A 14,885-nucleotide genomic window follows, 5' to 3' on the forward strand; every position below is an offset into this window, starting at 1 on the left:
ATTGATTATACAGCAACTCTTGTAAAAACAAGATTTTTCAAACTTTTTTCTTCATCATTGCTTGCAAATTCAGGAAGGTTTTTTAGTCGTTTTTCAAATCTAAAACCCGGTGCGAATTTTTCTATCATATTTATAATGAAACTGCTTTGGAGTTCTGGAGAGTTTAGACAGGCTAAGAGAATGCAGTTTTCATTTGCAATTTGCGGCAGTTTTTTTATAATCTTTTCATAATCTTTTGTTGCCTCGAAACTGCCTCTTTGAAAGCTTGGCGGGTCGATGATAATCATATCGTAAGGACCTTTTCTTTTGAGTGAAGAGAATGATTTGAGTATGTTGTATGAGAGAAAGCTCACACCTTTTGGGTCAAGACTGTTTAAAGCATGATTTGCCATGCCTGTTTTGAGGGCACCTTTGCTCATATCGACATTGACAACACTTTTTGCTCCGCCGAGCTTTGCCGCAACGCTAAAAGCACAGGTATAAGAAAAAAGGTTTAATATATGTTTGTCTTTGGCATTTTCTCTGACAAAGGCACGCCCGTTCTTCATATCGGGAAAATAACCGCTGTTTTTGTTGGAGAGGAGGTTGAGTTTGAGTTTCATACCGTTTTCTGTTACATGTAAATCCTGTGGAACTTCTCCTGTAATCACTTCACTCGGTGCATCTTTGAGGTATCGTCTTTGTACTACAAGTGTTGTGTATCGCGTGTTACATGTAAAGGCTTTGAGCATCTCTAAGAGTTCTGTTTCATTCTTTTTTTCAAAATATAAGGCAACATTTAAAATGGTATCAATGGAGTCTACCGTGAGATGCTTCCACTCCTCATAAATTCCGCCACGACCGTGAAAAAGGCGTTTAAACTCTTCATTACATGTAAGTGCATTTTTTTCAAGATGCTGTTGGAGTTTAGTGAGTGTCATTTATATCTTTTCCCAAAAAGTTCCCTGCGGGGTATCCATAAGATTGACACCAAGGCTGAGGATTTCATCACGGATTTTGTCTGAGAGTTCGAAATCTTTCTCTTTTTTTGCACTGTCTCTTTGTTCTATGAGGGTATTTATTTTCTTTTTTGTTTCATCATCTATGCCAAACTGAAAATACTCAAAAGGATTTTGTATACCAAAACCCAAAAGTTTTTCTATGTATGCCAGGTTTGCCAGAGTTTCACGCTTGAGCAGTTTGTGTTTTCCTGCAGTGTCGAGTGTTTCGTTGGCTTTACTTATCATCTCATCTATGAGAGCGAGTGCCGTTGAGACATTCATATCATCATTAAGAGATTTTAAAAGCTCTTTTTTAAAGGGTGTTTCATCATTACATGCAGACAAACCAAAAAGACGCTTTTTGAGTCTGTAGAGTTTGTCAAGGCGTTTTTTTGCACTCTCTAAATCCTGTGTGTTGAAGTTAAAATTACTTCGGTAATGTGTGCTTAAAAGATAGAACCGTAAAACCTCTCCGTCATACTCTTTGAGGGCATCTTTGAGAAAAAAGCTGTTGCCTAATGATTTGCTCATTTTTTCGCCATCAATGTTGACAAAACCGTTGTGCATCCAGTAGTTTGCAAGTTCGTGTTTTGTGGCACATCGAGTCTGTGCCGCTTCATTTTCATGGTGGGGAAAAAGCAGGTCGGCGCCGCCTCCGTGGATGTCTATGGCAAAAGGCGTGTCTTTGTATGCCAGATGTTTTTCTATCATGGCAGAACACTCCAGATGCCAGCCGGGACGACCTGCACCAAAAGGGGAAGAAAAGGTAACACTGTTGTCTTTGACACTTTTCCACAGGGCAAAATCGGCATGATTTTTTTTGTAGCTTGAACTCACGACTCGCTCCTGTTTCTCTTCTTCGTTTTGATTGCGGTGTGAAAGCGTCAGATACTCACTGTCGCTCGCCGTATCAAAATAGACATCGCCATCAGGTGTAGTGTAGGCATGCCCTTTGTTTATGAGCTTTTGTATCAAATCAACCATCGCTTCAAGGTTTTGTGTTGCTTTTGGCTCCAGGGTCGGTCTTTTTACACCGAGTGCTTCCATTTCTTTGTGGTAGGCTTCGGTGTAAAAGTCTGTAATCTCCTGTATCTCTTTTTTCTGCTCTATCGCTTTTTTGATGATTTTGTCATCTATATCGGTAATGTTGCGTGCATAGGTGACTTCATATCCGTTTGCCTCCAAAACACGCGTCAGCAAGTCAAACACAAGGGCTGATTTTGCATGTCCGAGGTGGGCATCATCATAAACGGTAGGACCACAGACGTAAAGGGTGACTTTGCCCTCTTTGAGCGGAATGAATTTTCGTTTTGTTTTTTGTACAGAATCAAATATATGCACGGAGAACTTCCTTTAAATAGAATAGTAATGCGATAAGTACAACAGAACTTACAGCCAGATAGATGAGATTTTTTGAACGAAGTATAGCAAAAAAGTTTTTTATCCCAAACACTTTAAGGGTAAAAAAGAGACTGACATAGCCGCCGATGGTGCTTGCAAGTGCCAAACCTGCCACGCCAAAAGGGCCGATAAAAGCCAGGGCAAAAGTAATGTAGACGACAAGAGAAACAGTCGCTATTTTTGCGGCTTTTGCCTGCATCTCTTTTGCATAGAGCCAGAGAACAAAAAGTTTTTGTATGCCAAAAGGTAAAAGTCCAAGTATATACATCTGCAATACGACACTTGTGTTGGCAGTATCCTGGGTGTCAAAAGCACCTCGCTCAAACAAAAGCCAGATGATTTCATGCGAGAGAATAATGCCTCCGACAGTGCTGCATGTAAGCAAAAATGCCAAAAACCAGAAAGCTTTTTGCAGGTTTGCAAGCGCTTTTGCTTCATCATTGTTCTTTAAATAGCGTGCGATTCTTGGAAAAAGCGCAACAGATGTGGCAATGGCAAAAAGTGCCAGAGGCAGTTGAAAAATACGGTTGGCATAGTAAAGATAGGAGATGGAACCGGTGACTAAAAACGAAGCTAAAAAAGTGTCCAAAAAAGCAGAAACCTGTGCGGTAGAGTTTCCCCAGACAGCCGGAAAGAAATTTGTGCGAAATTTTTTCGTATCCTCTTTGATATTTTTAGATTTGGTTCCAAAGTACTTTATACCGCCAAGAAGCAGTTTTGCCAGTCCGAGTTTGTATATGGCCAGTAGATGGACACCGAGCTGTAAAATTCCGCCAAGTACAACCCCGTAACTCAAATAGTAAACAATCTCACTCTGGCTTTTGTCATGAGAGAGGTACAAAGCGGCAATGAGTGAAAGATTGAGCAGAGCCGTTGCAAATGCCGAGGTTGCAAAATGGTGTTTGTACTGCAGTATAGCACTCAAAAATGTGACAAAAAATATAAGCGGCAGATACCAAAAGTTGATGGCGACATAGGGAGCGGCAAGGGCAATGGTGTCGGCATCAAAACCTGTGGCAATTGCTTTTGTAAAAAGCTGTGGTACAAGATTGACAAGAAGGGTGAGTATGAGTATGACAGAAGAAAAAACAAGGAGTATATTGATGCTAAACACAGCCTTGTGTCTGCTGCGTGTAAACGCAGGTATAAAAACCTGGCTGAAAGCCCCTTCTGCAAAAATCCTGCGAAAAAGATTGGGGAGCTTAAAGGCGATGAAAAATATATCGCTGTATATGTTTGCACCAAGTGCGGATGCGGTTAAAAGGTCTCTAAAAAATCCCAATACACGGGAGATGAGAATTCCAAAACTGTTGGTGAAAATTGCTTTAAACATGGGCTTCTTTGTCGATATAATATAAGTTTTACATAATTTTAACAAATCTTTGGTTAAAATCTTTCATAAAAAAAATTAAAAAAAGTATGGTAATTTCATTATGGCATTATTTGGTTCTGATAAAAAGACTAAAACAGTGAGAAAAGTTCGTCCGACTGTCGTACGAACGCAAAATGTTGCAAAAGAGATTTTTAACATTGCAAAATCATATGATATAAAACCGGAATTGCTGGATTTTAACATACTTGATATTCAGACCTATACGAGAATAAAAAAAGACAAAGAAGAGGGTGAATGGGAAGAAGTCACACCCGAAGCCCTGCGTGAACTCAACAATGAAGAGAGCTTTTTAAACCCAGATTTTCAGATTAAACAGACATATGAGATAGAAATTTTTTCCAAAAGGCTGGATGAAGATGAACTGTGTAAAAATTTTAAAACAGCAGTTGGTGCCAATGCTACAAAATGCAAAGTATATTTGAGTATTGCAGCGGGATCAAGTGTTGATTATTCTCCGAGATTCGAAGACAGTTTTCTGGATCTTATCAATAAGAAAAAAATACGGGCAGGAATTCTTGTGCATATTTTTGATGAGATGCTTCCTGATGTGGTTTCAAAAATTTCTGCACGGGTCAGAGTGGCGCAGCACCTGGAATTTTCGCAAAATGAAACACATTTAATAGCAGAAGGAATTGAGCCGACACCCACAACAAATGATGCTTTGATACTCTATTTTGAAAAAAATAAAGAGCTTGATGAAAACGAAAGAATTGATTATGCGTCAAGAGGGTTTATACAAAGTGTTAAAAAAGATGAAGTACTTATAGAATATATCAAACCAAAACCCGGAAAACCCGGGCGTAACTGTCGTGGTGAATATATAAAACCTGCTGAGCCTGTTGTCAAACATGAACCGACTTTTAAAGTTGACAGTACGATACGGGTCGTTGAAGATGCAAACTCAATAAAATATATTGCCAATGAAAATGGCTATATTGCTTTTGAAAATGATACTTATGTGATAAAAAATGAAGTTGATGTAGGAGAAGTCAGTTTCAAAACGACAGGATCTATCAAAAGCGGTGTGGACTCTGATGTAGAGATGTCTGTAAAAGAGACAGATGCCATCAAGGATGCTGTTGGAACAGGTATGACTGTTGAGGTAAGTAAAATAAAAATTGAAGGAAATGTCGGCTCCAATGCAAAAGTTATAGCAAAAGAGGCTACTGTAAACGGACAGACACATAAAACTGCTGTGATCAAAGCAAACAACTTGGAAATAAATGTTCATAAGGGGAAAGCCTATGGGAAAAATATCCGGGTTACGAGACTCGAACATGGTGAAATTGACGGTGAGCAGGTAAAGGTTGCACAAGCTTTAGGTGGTATAATTCGAGGCCGGGAAATAGATATAGAAATTTGTACTTCCCATGTCAAAGCAATTGCAACAAAACGCATTGAAATTCAAAAACTTCAGGGCAGTGAAAACATTTTTACGATTGATCCTTTGTTGCAAAAAGAAGCCAAAGAAAGCCTGGACGAGAATCAGCAAAAAATAGAAAAACTGGAGCTGCAGCTCAAAGAGTTACGAGAAGAATTAAAAAAACAGATGCATTCGCTCAAAGAAGCAACACCTGCTTTTATAGAGATTAAAAAAAGACTTTTACATTACAAAAAAAACGGAGTGAAAATGCCTGCTTCTTTTGTAAAAAAATACAAACAGTTTCAGGTCATGCAGGAAAATGTAAAGAGTTTAAAGAGCGAAGTTTCAGTGACACAGGATGCGTTAAACCTTTTAACAACAAAAACTTCTTCTTTTCAAGAAAATATTTTTGATGCAAGGGTTATAAACAGAGACAGGTGGATAGGGTATAATGAGATTAGATTTAAACTGGTTGATCCTCCTATGGAACTGGTTTATAAACCTATGGAAGGTTCCCGTGAAAAGGTTTTTGGACTCGTTGAACTGGACGAAGGCGAATATGCCATACGTCCTATGAATGAAGAGGAAATAAAATAAATATGATAGTAGGCTTACACGGAAAAATTGAATATAAAGAACCGAAATACGTACATGTAAACGTACAGGGAATTGTCTATGAGGTTTTTATCTCTTTACACACATTTTCTGCTTTGCCAAAAGAAAATGTTTCTTTGTTTGCAACACACATCATTCGCGAAGATGCACAGTTACTTTTTGGTTTTATGGATATGGCAGAGAAAAAAATGTTTTCCCGCCTGATCAAAATCAACGGCGTCGGTCCCAAGGTTGCTATGGCAATCTGTTCTACCTATACACCTTCGCAGTTTGCTGCGATTATAAACAACAAAGATGTGAACGGTGTCAAAAAGGTACCCGGAATAGGGCCTAAAAGTGCCGGGAGAATTTTAGTGGAACTCAACGGTTTTGATGCTGAAATACTCGGTGACAATGCAACACCGCAGGCCTCACAGGCATTTAACGAAGCCAGTGAAGCACTCGAAGCTTTAGGCTTTAAAAAAGATAAGATAGCAAAGGCATTGAGCGCATGTGAGGGAGACGATACCGCTTCACTTGTAAAAGGTGCATTAAAACAACTCCAAACAATTTAAAAGGACATATCTATTGAAATTAACAATTTTATTTGGCGGTGCAAGTTTCGAACATGAAATAAGCATTGTCAGTGCTATAGCATTAAAAGAGAAATTAGCAGGTTTTGATTTGACATTTGTATTTTGTGACAGTGATCATACTTTTTATCTCATAGAACCTGCAAAAATGAAAGCAGTCACTTTTTCAAAAGGTGCCTATAAAAAGATGCCTCTTCTTACACTCGAGCAGGGTGCTTTTGTACAAAAGAGCATGTTTTCAAAGAGCCAATACAACAATATCGTGTTAAATTTGATTCACGGAGCGGATGGAGAAGACGGGACCATAGCCGCACTTTTTGATTTTTACTCTGTAAAATACATCGGTCCGCGTGTGGATGCCTGTACATTCTCTTATGACAAGCGTTATACAAAATATTTGTGTGAAGCCATAGGTATCAAGTATGTCAAATATGAAATTATTCATAAAAATGAACATTGCAATATAACGATACCGTATCCTTTTATAGTCAAGCCCGCATCTTTGGGCAGCTCAATCGGGGTAAGTGTCGTCAAAGATGAAAGTGAACTTGATTATGCACTCGATGTTGCTTTTGAATTTGATGATACACTCATTGTAGAGCCGTTTTTGGAGGGTGTCAAAGAGTATAACCTGGCAGGATATTATGCAAACGGCACGATGCATTACTCCATTGTTGAAGAACCGAAAAAAGAAGAGTTTTTAGACTTTGAGAAAAAGTATATGGACTTTTCAAGAAGCGAACAGGTGCTTCAGGCTGAGGTCAGTGAAGAGTTGACACTGCGTCTGAAAACAAATTTTGAAAAAGTCTATCGAGGTTTGTTTGAGGGTGCTTTGATACGCTGTGACTTTTTTGTACATAATGATGAAGTGCTGCTCAATGAAATCAACCCTATTCCTGGTTCTATGGCAAATTATCTTTTTGAAGATTTTACAGCCTCTCTTGAAGAACTTGCCTCCTCTTTGCCACATTCAAAACGTCCAAAAGTGACGTATGATTATATTCACTCTATTTCTCAGGCCAAAGGCAAATAGATGGCAGTGAAGTCAATACAGTATAATCAGCATACTTTTGACATCAGTTATGAAATAGTGAATCCTCAGGCAAAAGTTGATTTGATAGTGTTACACGGCTGGGGAAGCAATAAAAATCTGATGAAACAGACATTTTCTCCCTATATGGACACTTTTCGCCATATCTATATAGATTTGCCGGGTTTTGGCAACTCTACATGTAATGCTGCTTTGACAACTGCTGATGTGGCAAGAATTGTAGAACTGTTGATGATTCACATGAATGCTTCAAAAGATATTGTACTGGGGCACTCTTTTGGCGGAAAAGTTGCCTTGTTGCTGGAGCCAAAACTGCTTGTTTTGGTTGCAAGTGCCGGTATTTATATACCAAAGCCTTTCAAAGTACAGGCAAAAATAGCACTTTTTAAGACATTGAAAGTTCTTGGTTTGTCCAAATTCCGTTCGCTCTTTGTAGCAGAGGATGCCAAGCAACTCAGTGAATACATGTATCAGACTTTTAAAAATGTGGTCAATGAAGATTTTAGTGATGAATTTTCAAAATTTGATGAAAAAGCACTTCTTTTTTGGGGTAAAGAGGACAGTGCCACACCACTTGATTCGGGAAGAAAAATCCAAGAGCTTATCAATGATTCTGCTTTGGAAGTATATAATGGCGATCATTATTTTTTTATGAAAAATGCAGAGGATATTTCCAGAAAAATTCAAACTGCATTTTTAGAAACAATGCAACACTGAAAGGGAGTATGCAATGCAAGAGTATGAAACACTACTGGCCTTTGTAACCAATGTTCTTTTTGTCACACTTTTAGGCTGGTATCTTATTACAAACCTGCAGTGGTATGATTATAAAATTGAGAGGGTGATTTTCAAACATCACAAACCGCACTGGCATATTTTGTATTTTATTATCCCTTTTATCGCTTACTACACAACAGGTAAATTTTTTATTATATTTTTTATATTTGCTTTTGTTCCGAGTATCATTATCTGGTATAAAAAGCTTGATAAAAAATTGGTCTTGACCTGGCGTGTAAAAAGATTTTTGATTCTTCTGGTTTCTCTGACACTCTTTCAAGATGTCCTCTGCACACTCAAAGAGGGCTGTGCAACATACGGTGTTTTTATGCCTTTGGCGATTGCCTATATCGGGAGTTATATTATAGAAAAATTTCTTTTTAAAGTTTACATGAAAGAGGCAAAGAAAAAACTGCAATCAATGAAAGATTTAGAGATTGTCTGCATTACCGGCAGTTACGGCAAAACAAGTATCAAAAACTTTACAGCCAAGATTCTCTCGTATAAATTTAAAGTCTATGCAACACCAAGAAGTGTAAACACTTTAGGCGGAATTGTTGCGGATATCAACAATAATCTTCCTGAAGATACACAGATATATGTCTGTGAAGCAGGTGCAAGAGAGCGTGGAGACATTTATGCGATTACGACATTTTTAGAACCGCAGAGAGTTGTGGTCGGGCGTGTCGGTGAGGCACATATAGAGTATTTTAAATCTTTGAAAAATATTATCGCTACAAAACTCGAAATTATTAAATCACCAAGGTTGCAACAGGCATTTATTCATACTTCTGTGACAGATGAACCGCATGAAAAGGTGACTTTTTTTGGAGATGAGATAAAAAATGTACAGGCAACGCTTGAAGGTACTGATTTTGAACTTGAATTAGATGGTAAAACTTTACAACTGCATACAGATATTTTGGGCGCTTTTCAGACGATGAATATTGCCGTAGCGGTAAGAATAGCAAAAAGTTTTGGCATGAGTGATGAAGAGATAGTTGAAGCTGTCAAAAACCTTGAACCGGTTGAGCATAGGCTCCAACTCATAAAAGCCGGTGGAAAAATCATTCTCGATGACGGATATAACGGAAATATTGACGGTATGCTTGAGGGCATACGTCTGTGCTCACTTCATGAGGGCAGAAAAGTAATGGTCACACCGGGACTTGTTGAGAGTACGGATGCGTTGAATCTGCAGCTGATTGAAGCAATCAATAAAGTCTTTGACATTGTGATTGTCACAGGTGCTTTAAATGCAGATCTTTTTGACAAGCATTTACATGTAAAGAACAAAATAATACTCAAAGACAAAGCATCAATGGTAGACATTTTAGCCAGTCAGACAAAATCAGGCGACATCATCCTTTTTGCCAATGATGCTCCGAATTTTATATAGATTATGAAATATATTTCTTATCTGACTGCTGTTGTTTTGGCTTTACTGGTTGTTTTGGTTGTTTTTGATGCAACGGGACGTTACCTTTTTTCTCATGGTTCTACGGCACTGCAGGAGTTGGAATGGCACTTTTTTGATGTGGTGATTTTGCTTAGCATTGCCTTTACGCTGCGTCATAATGCTCATGTGCGTGTTGATATTTTTTATGAAAAATTTTCACCAAAAACGCAGGCCCTTATAAATATCATCTCCACACTTTTTTTTGTTCTGCCACTCTCTTTTTTAATAATATACATCAGCATAGATTTTGTAACAATGAGTTTTGAACAGCTCGAAGCCTCTTCCGACCCTGGTGGACTGAAATACCGATGGATAGTCAAAGCCTTAATGCCGCTTGCCTTTGTCTTTTTGGCATTGCAGGCATTCAAAGAACTTGTCAGTGACATTAAAAAATGGAAATCGCTATGATTGCACTTCTTATGTTTGGTGTGGCTCTTGCACTTTTGCTTTTGGGAATTCCTGTTGCCTTTGCCTTTGGCGGTGTGGCAATGCTTTTTGCTTTTTTTATTCCCTCTTTGGGATTTGATGTTTTTAACATACTGCCCTTTAGAATTTACGGTATTATGAGCAACACAACGCTGATGGCCGTGCCGCTTTTTATCATGATGGGACTTATCTTGGAAAAATCAGGGATGGCGGAAAAACTGCTGCTTAGCATGAGTGCACTTTTTAAAAGCGTCCGCGGCGGTTTGGGTGTAAGTGTTGTTATTGTGGGTGCAATTTTGGCGGCCTCTACGGGTATAGTTTCGGCTTCAGTAGTGATGATGAGTGTCATTGCTCTGCCTTTGATGCTAGGTGCGGGGTACAATAAAGGTCTTGCTTCGGGAACTATTGCGGCGAGCGGAACACTCGGGCAGATTATACCGCCTTCGATTATTCTTATCGTTTTGGGTGATGTGATGAGTGTCAGTGTCGGTGATTTGTTCAAAGGTGCGGTTTTACCGGGACTGACACTTGTTTCGCTCTATACAGCCTATATTCTCATTCGTGCTTTTATGAACAAAGAAGATGCCCCGGCACTGATAAGCGATGAAAAAACAACACTGATGGATGTTGTATCTGCCATTATCCCACCGCTTTTGTTGATGTTTGCCGTGCTTGGAAGTATATTTGCAGGTATCGCTTCTCCGACAGAATCAGCGGCTTTTGGCGTACTCGGCGGCGTCATTTTATCGGCATATAATAAAACACTTAAGTTTGCAATGATAAAATATGCGCTGTTTGAAACGATGAAGCTCAGCGGTATGATTTTTATGATTTTAATCGGTGCAACAACTTTTAGTCTTGTTTTTAACGAACTCGGCGGAACTGATTTGATTTTGGAGTTTTTTTCACAGGATATCGGTGATGTCTGGGTTTTTATAGCTGTGGCAATGCTGAGTATTTTTATACTTGGATTTTTTATAGATTTTATAGAAATAAGTTTCATCATTGTACCTATTTTGGTCCCTGTTATGGCTGCATTCGGTATAGACCCGATTTGGTTTGGCGTGTTGATAGCTATGAATCTGCAGGCATCATTTTTGACGCCGCCCTTTGGACTTTCGCTTTTCTTTTTAAAAGGCGCCGCAGGCAACAGTGTCACAACGATGGACATCTACAAAGGCATTATCCCTTTTATCGCTTTGCAGTTGTTGGGTCTGGGACTGGTTGTGGCTTTTCCTGATTTGGTTTTTGCATTTTTGTAATGCTGTCGCCATCAGTCGGCACTGAAGTACCGATTCCGGGTGAGTCTGTACTTTTTTTTTGGAACCCGTACTTCAGTGCGGGCTGAGAGTGGCAAGAAAGTAGCGATAGTCGGCACTGAAGTACCGATTCCGGGTGAGTCTGTACTTTTTTTTTGGAACCCGTACTTCAGTGCGGGCTGAGAGTGGCAAGAAAGTAGCGATAGTCGGCACCGAAGTACCGATTCCGGATGAGTTTATAGTTTATAATTTTTAAAGGAGAATGAATGCAAGATATTTTATATGCCCCCTGGCGGGATGAATATGTTACACAGGAGAAAATAAAAGGGTGTGTTTTTTGCCACATCAGTACACACCCGCAAGAGGATGCTTCTTTACATGTACTCTACAGAAATGAACACTGTTTTATGGTGATGAACAAATACCCCTATACCCCTGGGCATTTTATGATTATTCCCCATATGCATACGGACAGACTTGAAGAGCTGCCGAGTGAAGTTTGGCTGAACATGTCAAAACTCGCACAGCAGAGTGTCAAACTACTCAAAGAGGGATTGGGTGCCAACGGCGTGAATATCGGGATGAATTTGGGCAAGGCGGCGGGTGCCGGAATTGCCGAGCATATTCATATGCATCTTGTTCCCAGATGGGAGCGAGATACGAACTTTATCACTGCTGTTGCTCATACAAGAGTCTATTCGACAGATTTTGAAAAGATTTACAAGAAAATAAAAAGTTTCATTCCAAAGTATATAGATATTTAATAAATTTGATGTATACTAAAAGAAAAAGTAAGGATTGAAAATGTCAGATGCAGTTATACAGGAATTGGCAGTGAGAAAGGCCGAAATAGAAAAAGAGTTGGAATTGCTGTTTAAAATGAATATGAAAATAACAGACTGGGATGTTCCCGAAGCGGATGATACAGAGGCGGCAGATATTATTTTAAATATTATGGAAAAAAAGATTCAACAGCTTAGAGAAGATGTAAAAGCAGGAAAATACGAAAACTATTAAAACAAGGAAAAAGAAATGAGCGCACATAAACACAAAGAACATTTAGAAAAAATCAAAGATGCAGTTGTCAAAAGTGACAAGCTGGATGAGAGCCAAAAAAGTGACAGTGTCAAAAGAATCGAAGAGTGGATAGAAGAGGATAAAGCATTTGGAACACTCATGGAAGAGTTGTTGAATATCAGTGAATATTTTGAAGTTTTATTTTCAGAGTTAGGCTTGAGTAAATAATTTTTTATGACGCAGTTTTTAAGAATCATTGTCATAGCTGTATTGTTAATTACAATTTTTTTAACAGGCAGCTATCTTTATGTGACCAATAAAGTAGAGACTTTGAAAAATGAAAAGTATTTTGAAGTCAGCAGAGATATGAAAAATAAACTGCAGAGTCTGATTAAAGAAAAATCGGAGGCGGTTTTGCTGGTGACTTTGGCACTCTCAGCAAATCAGAATATAAAAGATGCGTTGAAACAGAAAAACCACAGCAGTCTTGAGATTGATAATTTAATTACAACTTTGCAACGCTACTCCTCTTTAAAAAATATCTGGATACAGTTTATTTCGCCTGAGGGAAGAAGTATCTACAGAAGCTGGAGCGACAAAAGCGGTGATGAACTCTCTTTTGCGCGACAAGATGTCAAACAGCTTATCAATAATCCAAAAGTCATTTCTACCATCAGTACCGGAAAATTTGATATGACTTTTAAAGCAATGGTGCCAATCTATGAGAAAGGCAAGTTTGTAGGTATAGTTGAGACCATCGCAAAATTTTACTCCATAAGTGAAAAAATGAAACGCAGTGGCAATGATCTGCTGATAGTTGTTGACAAGAGTTATAAAAAGCAGTTGAGTGAAGCCTACTCCAATACTTTTGTAGAAAATTATTATATAGTCAATCCCTTTAAAAGCGATAAACTGCTTGAAATAGTCAAAAGTTCGTCAATTACAAAATATCTTGATATTCCTGCCTATATAGTAGACAAAGAACATTCTCTGTTGATTACAACCTTGCGGTTGCCGGACTTAAATGCAAAACCCATGGGCTATTTTATCATTGTAAAAGATTTGAGACTGATTGATCTTTCAGACATACAACAGGCGAAAAACAGTATTTTGGAAGTAACGCTGCTTATTTTTTTATTGATTATAGTCCTTTTATATTATGTTTATAATGTGAATTACAAACGCTTTATAGAAGAGCAAAATGAAATACTCGAACAGAGTGTAGAGGAAAAAACAAAAGAATTGGAGTTGCAGTCAAACATTTTACGCTTTATTGCGCATCATGACCATTTGACAGAACTGCCAAACAAAGTGTTACTTTTAGACAGGATCGAAGAGGCTATAAAACACTGGAAATCAACCGGCGAACAGTTGAGTATATTTTTCTTAGACTTAGACAGCTTTAAAGATGTCAATGACACCTACGGACACGAAGTAGGTGATGAATTGCTGTTAGAAATTACCAAAAGACTACAAAAGTGTATAAAGAATGATGATACTTTGGCACGACTTGGCGGAGATGAGTTTGCCATATTGCACAGAAATACAACTCATTTCAGTACGATAAATCTGATTGAATCTATCTTAATTCAGATGAAAAAACCGTTTAATATAAAAAATATAGAAATATATACTACATTCAGTATTGGTGTAGCCCTGTATCCTCAAGATGCCAAAAAAGCGAGTCAGCTTTTACGGAATGCCGAAACTGCCATGTATAAAGCAAAAGACAGCGGTAAAAACACCTATCAGTTTTATGAGAAAAAAATGACAGAGATGGCACTGCAGAAAATTCAACTCGATGCAGATATACGCAAAGCCTTGAAAAACAGGGAGTTTGTAAGTTACTTTCAACCGAAAATAGATGCAAGAAACGGAAAAATTGTAGGATTAGAAGCATTGATTCGTTGGATACACCCGCAAAAAGGTTTGATTAACCCGAATGATTTTATCCCGTTTTGTGAAGAAACAGGTTTAATTCTTGAAATTGACAAATACATGTTGACGCATGCAATAAAACAGATACTCAAATGGCAGCAAAAGGGTCTTGAATTTGGAAAAGTTTCTGTAAATGTGTCTACGAAAAAGATAGAAAGCAGTAATTATATTGAGGAACTTTCTTATACTGTTGAGAGTTTGCAGTTTGATACAGCTTTTTTGGAACTTGAAATTCTTGAAGGTCAGATTATGAAAGATCCTCAAAAATCTATTGATATTTTAAATAAAATACAAAACTTGGGTATTTCCGTTTCTATAGATGATTTTGGCACAGGATATTCATCATTGTCCTATCTGAAAAAACTGCCGGTAAACAAAATCAAGATAGACCGTAGTTTTATTATAGATGTTCCAAAAAACAAAGATGATGTTGCAATTGTCAAAACAATTATATCTTTGGCAAAAAATTTAGGCTTGCAAATAATAGCAGAAGGTGTTGAGACAAAAGCCCAACTGGACTTTTTAGTGCAAGAGGGATGTTATGATATTCAAGGGTATTATTTCTCCAAGCCGTTACCCGTAGATGAATGTGAAGCATTTATAATTTCTAGAAACAGAGGAGTATAGTATTAGT

At 38.1% G+C, this 14,885-nt stretch carries 14 protein-coding genes; 11 read left to right on the forward strand and 3 right to left on the reverse strand.

Translation table 11 applies throughout. From position 1 onward, the window contains the following. Positions 1–5 precede the first annotated feature (5 nt). Genes LCX93_RS04575 through murJ form a run of 3 tightly spaced genes read right to left on the reverse strand, consistent with a single transcriptional unit; the run spans position 6 to position 3,714 of the window. The gene (locus LCX93_RS04575) at positions 6–920 is read right to left on the reverse strand and encodes a class I SAM-dependent methyltransferase (RefSeq protein WP_226068944.1); all 915 of its coding nucleotides are present in this window, start codon (positions 918–920) and stop codon (positions 6–8) included. Next, positions 921–2,321 (reverse strand): cysteine--tRNA ligase, encoded by a 1,401-nt coding sequence (gene cysS, locus LCX93_RS04580; RefSeq protein WP_226068945.1) that lies wholly within the window; start codon positions 2,319–2,321, stop codon positions 921–923. Further along, positions 2,308–3,714: a murein biosynthesis integral membrane protein MurJ gene (gene murJ / locus LCX93_RS04585; RefSeq protein ID WP_226068949.1), complete on the reverse strand. Its 1,407-nt coding sequence runs from the start codon at positions 3,712–3,714 to the stop codon at positions 2,308–2,310. Before murJ ends, cysS begins: the two co-directional genes overlap by 14 nt. Before the next feature lie 100 nt (positions 3,715–3,814). On the opposite strand from murJ, the gene LCX93_RS04590 reads away from it, so the two are divergent. The 11 genes from LCX93_RS04590 to LCX93_RS04640 all read left to right on the forward strand — a co-directional run bounded on the left by LCX93_RS04590 (position 3,815) and on the right by LCX93_RS04640 (position 14,878). Beyond that, a complete protein-coding gene (locus LCX93_RS04590) occupies positions 3,815–5,734 on the forward strand; it encodes a flagellar assembly protein A (protein WP_226068951.1) in 1,920 nt (639 codons plus the stop codon). 2 nt (positions 5,735–5,736) lie between these two features. Continuing rightward, positions 5,737–6,306: a Holliday junction branch migration protein RuvA gene (gene ruvA, locus LCX93_RS04595; RefSeq protein WP_151900647.1), complete on the forward strand. Its 570-nt coding sequence runs from the start codon at positions 5,737–5,739 to the stop codon at positions 6,304–6,306. A 13-nt stretch (positions 6,307–6,319) separates the two neighbouring features. Then, positions 6,320–7,357, forward strand: a complete 1,038-nt coding sequence (locus tag LCX93_RS04600; protein ID WP_226068953.1) for a D-alanine--D-alanine ligase — start codon at positions 6,320–6,322, stop codon at positions 7,355–7,357. Then, the gene (gene estV / locus LCX93_RS04605; protein ID WP_226068955.1) at positions 7,358–8,092 is read left to right on the forward strand and encodes an EstV family lipase; all 735 of its coding nucleotides are present in this window, start codon (positions 7,358–7,360) and stop codon (positions 8,090–8,092) included. A gap of 13 nt (positions 8,093–8,105) precedes the next feature. Continuing rightward, entirely contained in the window at positions 8,106–9,551 is a 1,446-nt protein-coding gene (locus LCX93_RS04610) for a Mur ligase family protein (RefSeq protein WP_226068957.1), read from the forward strand. Positions 9,552–9,554: 3 nt separating this feature from the next. Continuing rightward, on the forward strand, positions 9,555–10,019 hold the full coding sequence (locus LCX93_RS04615; protein WP_193151583.1) for a TRAP transporter small permease subunit: 465 nt from the start codon (positions 9,555–9,557) through the stop codon (positions 10,017–10,019). Then, positions 10,016–11,299 (forward strand): TRAP transporter large permease, encoded by a 1,284-nt coding sequence (locus tag LCX93_RS04620; protein ID WP_226068960.1) that lies wholly within the window; start codon positions 10,016–10,018, stop codon positions 11,297–11,299. The genes LCX93_RS04615 and LCX93_RS04620 overlap by 4 nt, the downstream gene beginning before the upstream one ends. Positions 11,300–11,562: 263 nt before the next feature. Next, entirely contained in the window at positions 11,563–12,060 is a 498-nt protein-coding gene (locus LCX93_RS04625) for an HIT family protein (protein WP_226068962.1), read from the forward strand. A 40-nt stretch (positions 12,061–12,100) separates the two neighbouring features. Further along, complete coding sequence (locus tag LCX93_RS04630; protein ID WP_226068964.1) at positions 12,101–12,313, forward strand: hypothetical protein; 213 nt, start codon at positions 12,101–12,103, stop codon at positions 12,311–12,313. A gap of 15 nt (positions 12,314–12,328) precedes the next feature. After that, a complete protein-coding gene (locus tag LCX93_RS04635; protein WP_226068966.1) occupies positions 12,329–12,541 on the forward strand; it encodes a hypothetical protein in 213 nt (70 codons plus the stop codon). 6 nt (positions 12,542–12,547) lie between these two features. Beyond that, complete coding sequence (locus LCX93_RS04640; protein ID WP_226068968.1) at positions 12,548–14,878, forward strand: bifunctional diguanylate cyclase/phosphodiesterase; 2,331 nt, start codon at positions 12,548–12,550, stop codon at positions 14,876–14,878. The last annotated feature ends 7 nt before the right edge of the window (positions 14,879–14,885 follow it).

The sequence above is a fragment of the Sulfurimonas sp. SWIR-19 genome (assembly GCF_020410885.1).
Taxonomy (GTDB): Bacteria; Campylobacterota; Campylobacteria; order Campylobacterales; family Sulfurimonadaceae; genus Sulfurimonas; species Sulfurimonas sediminis.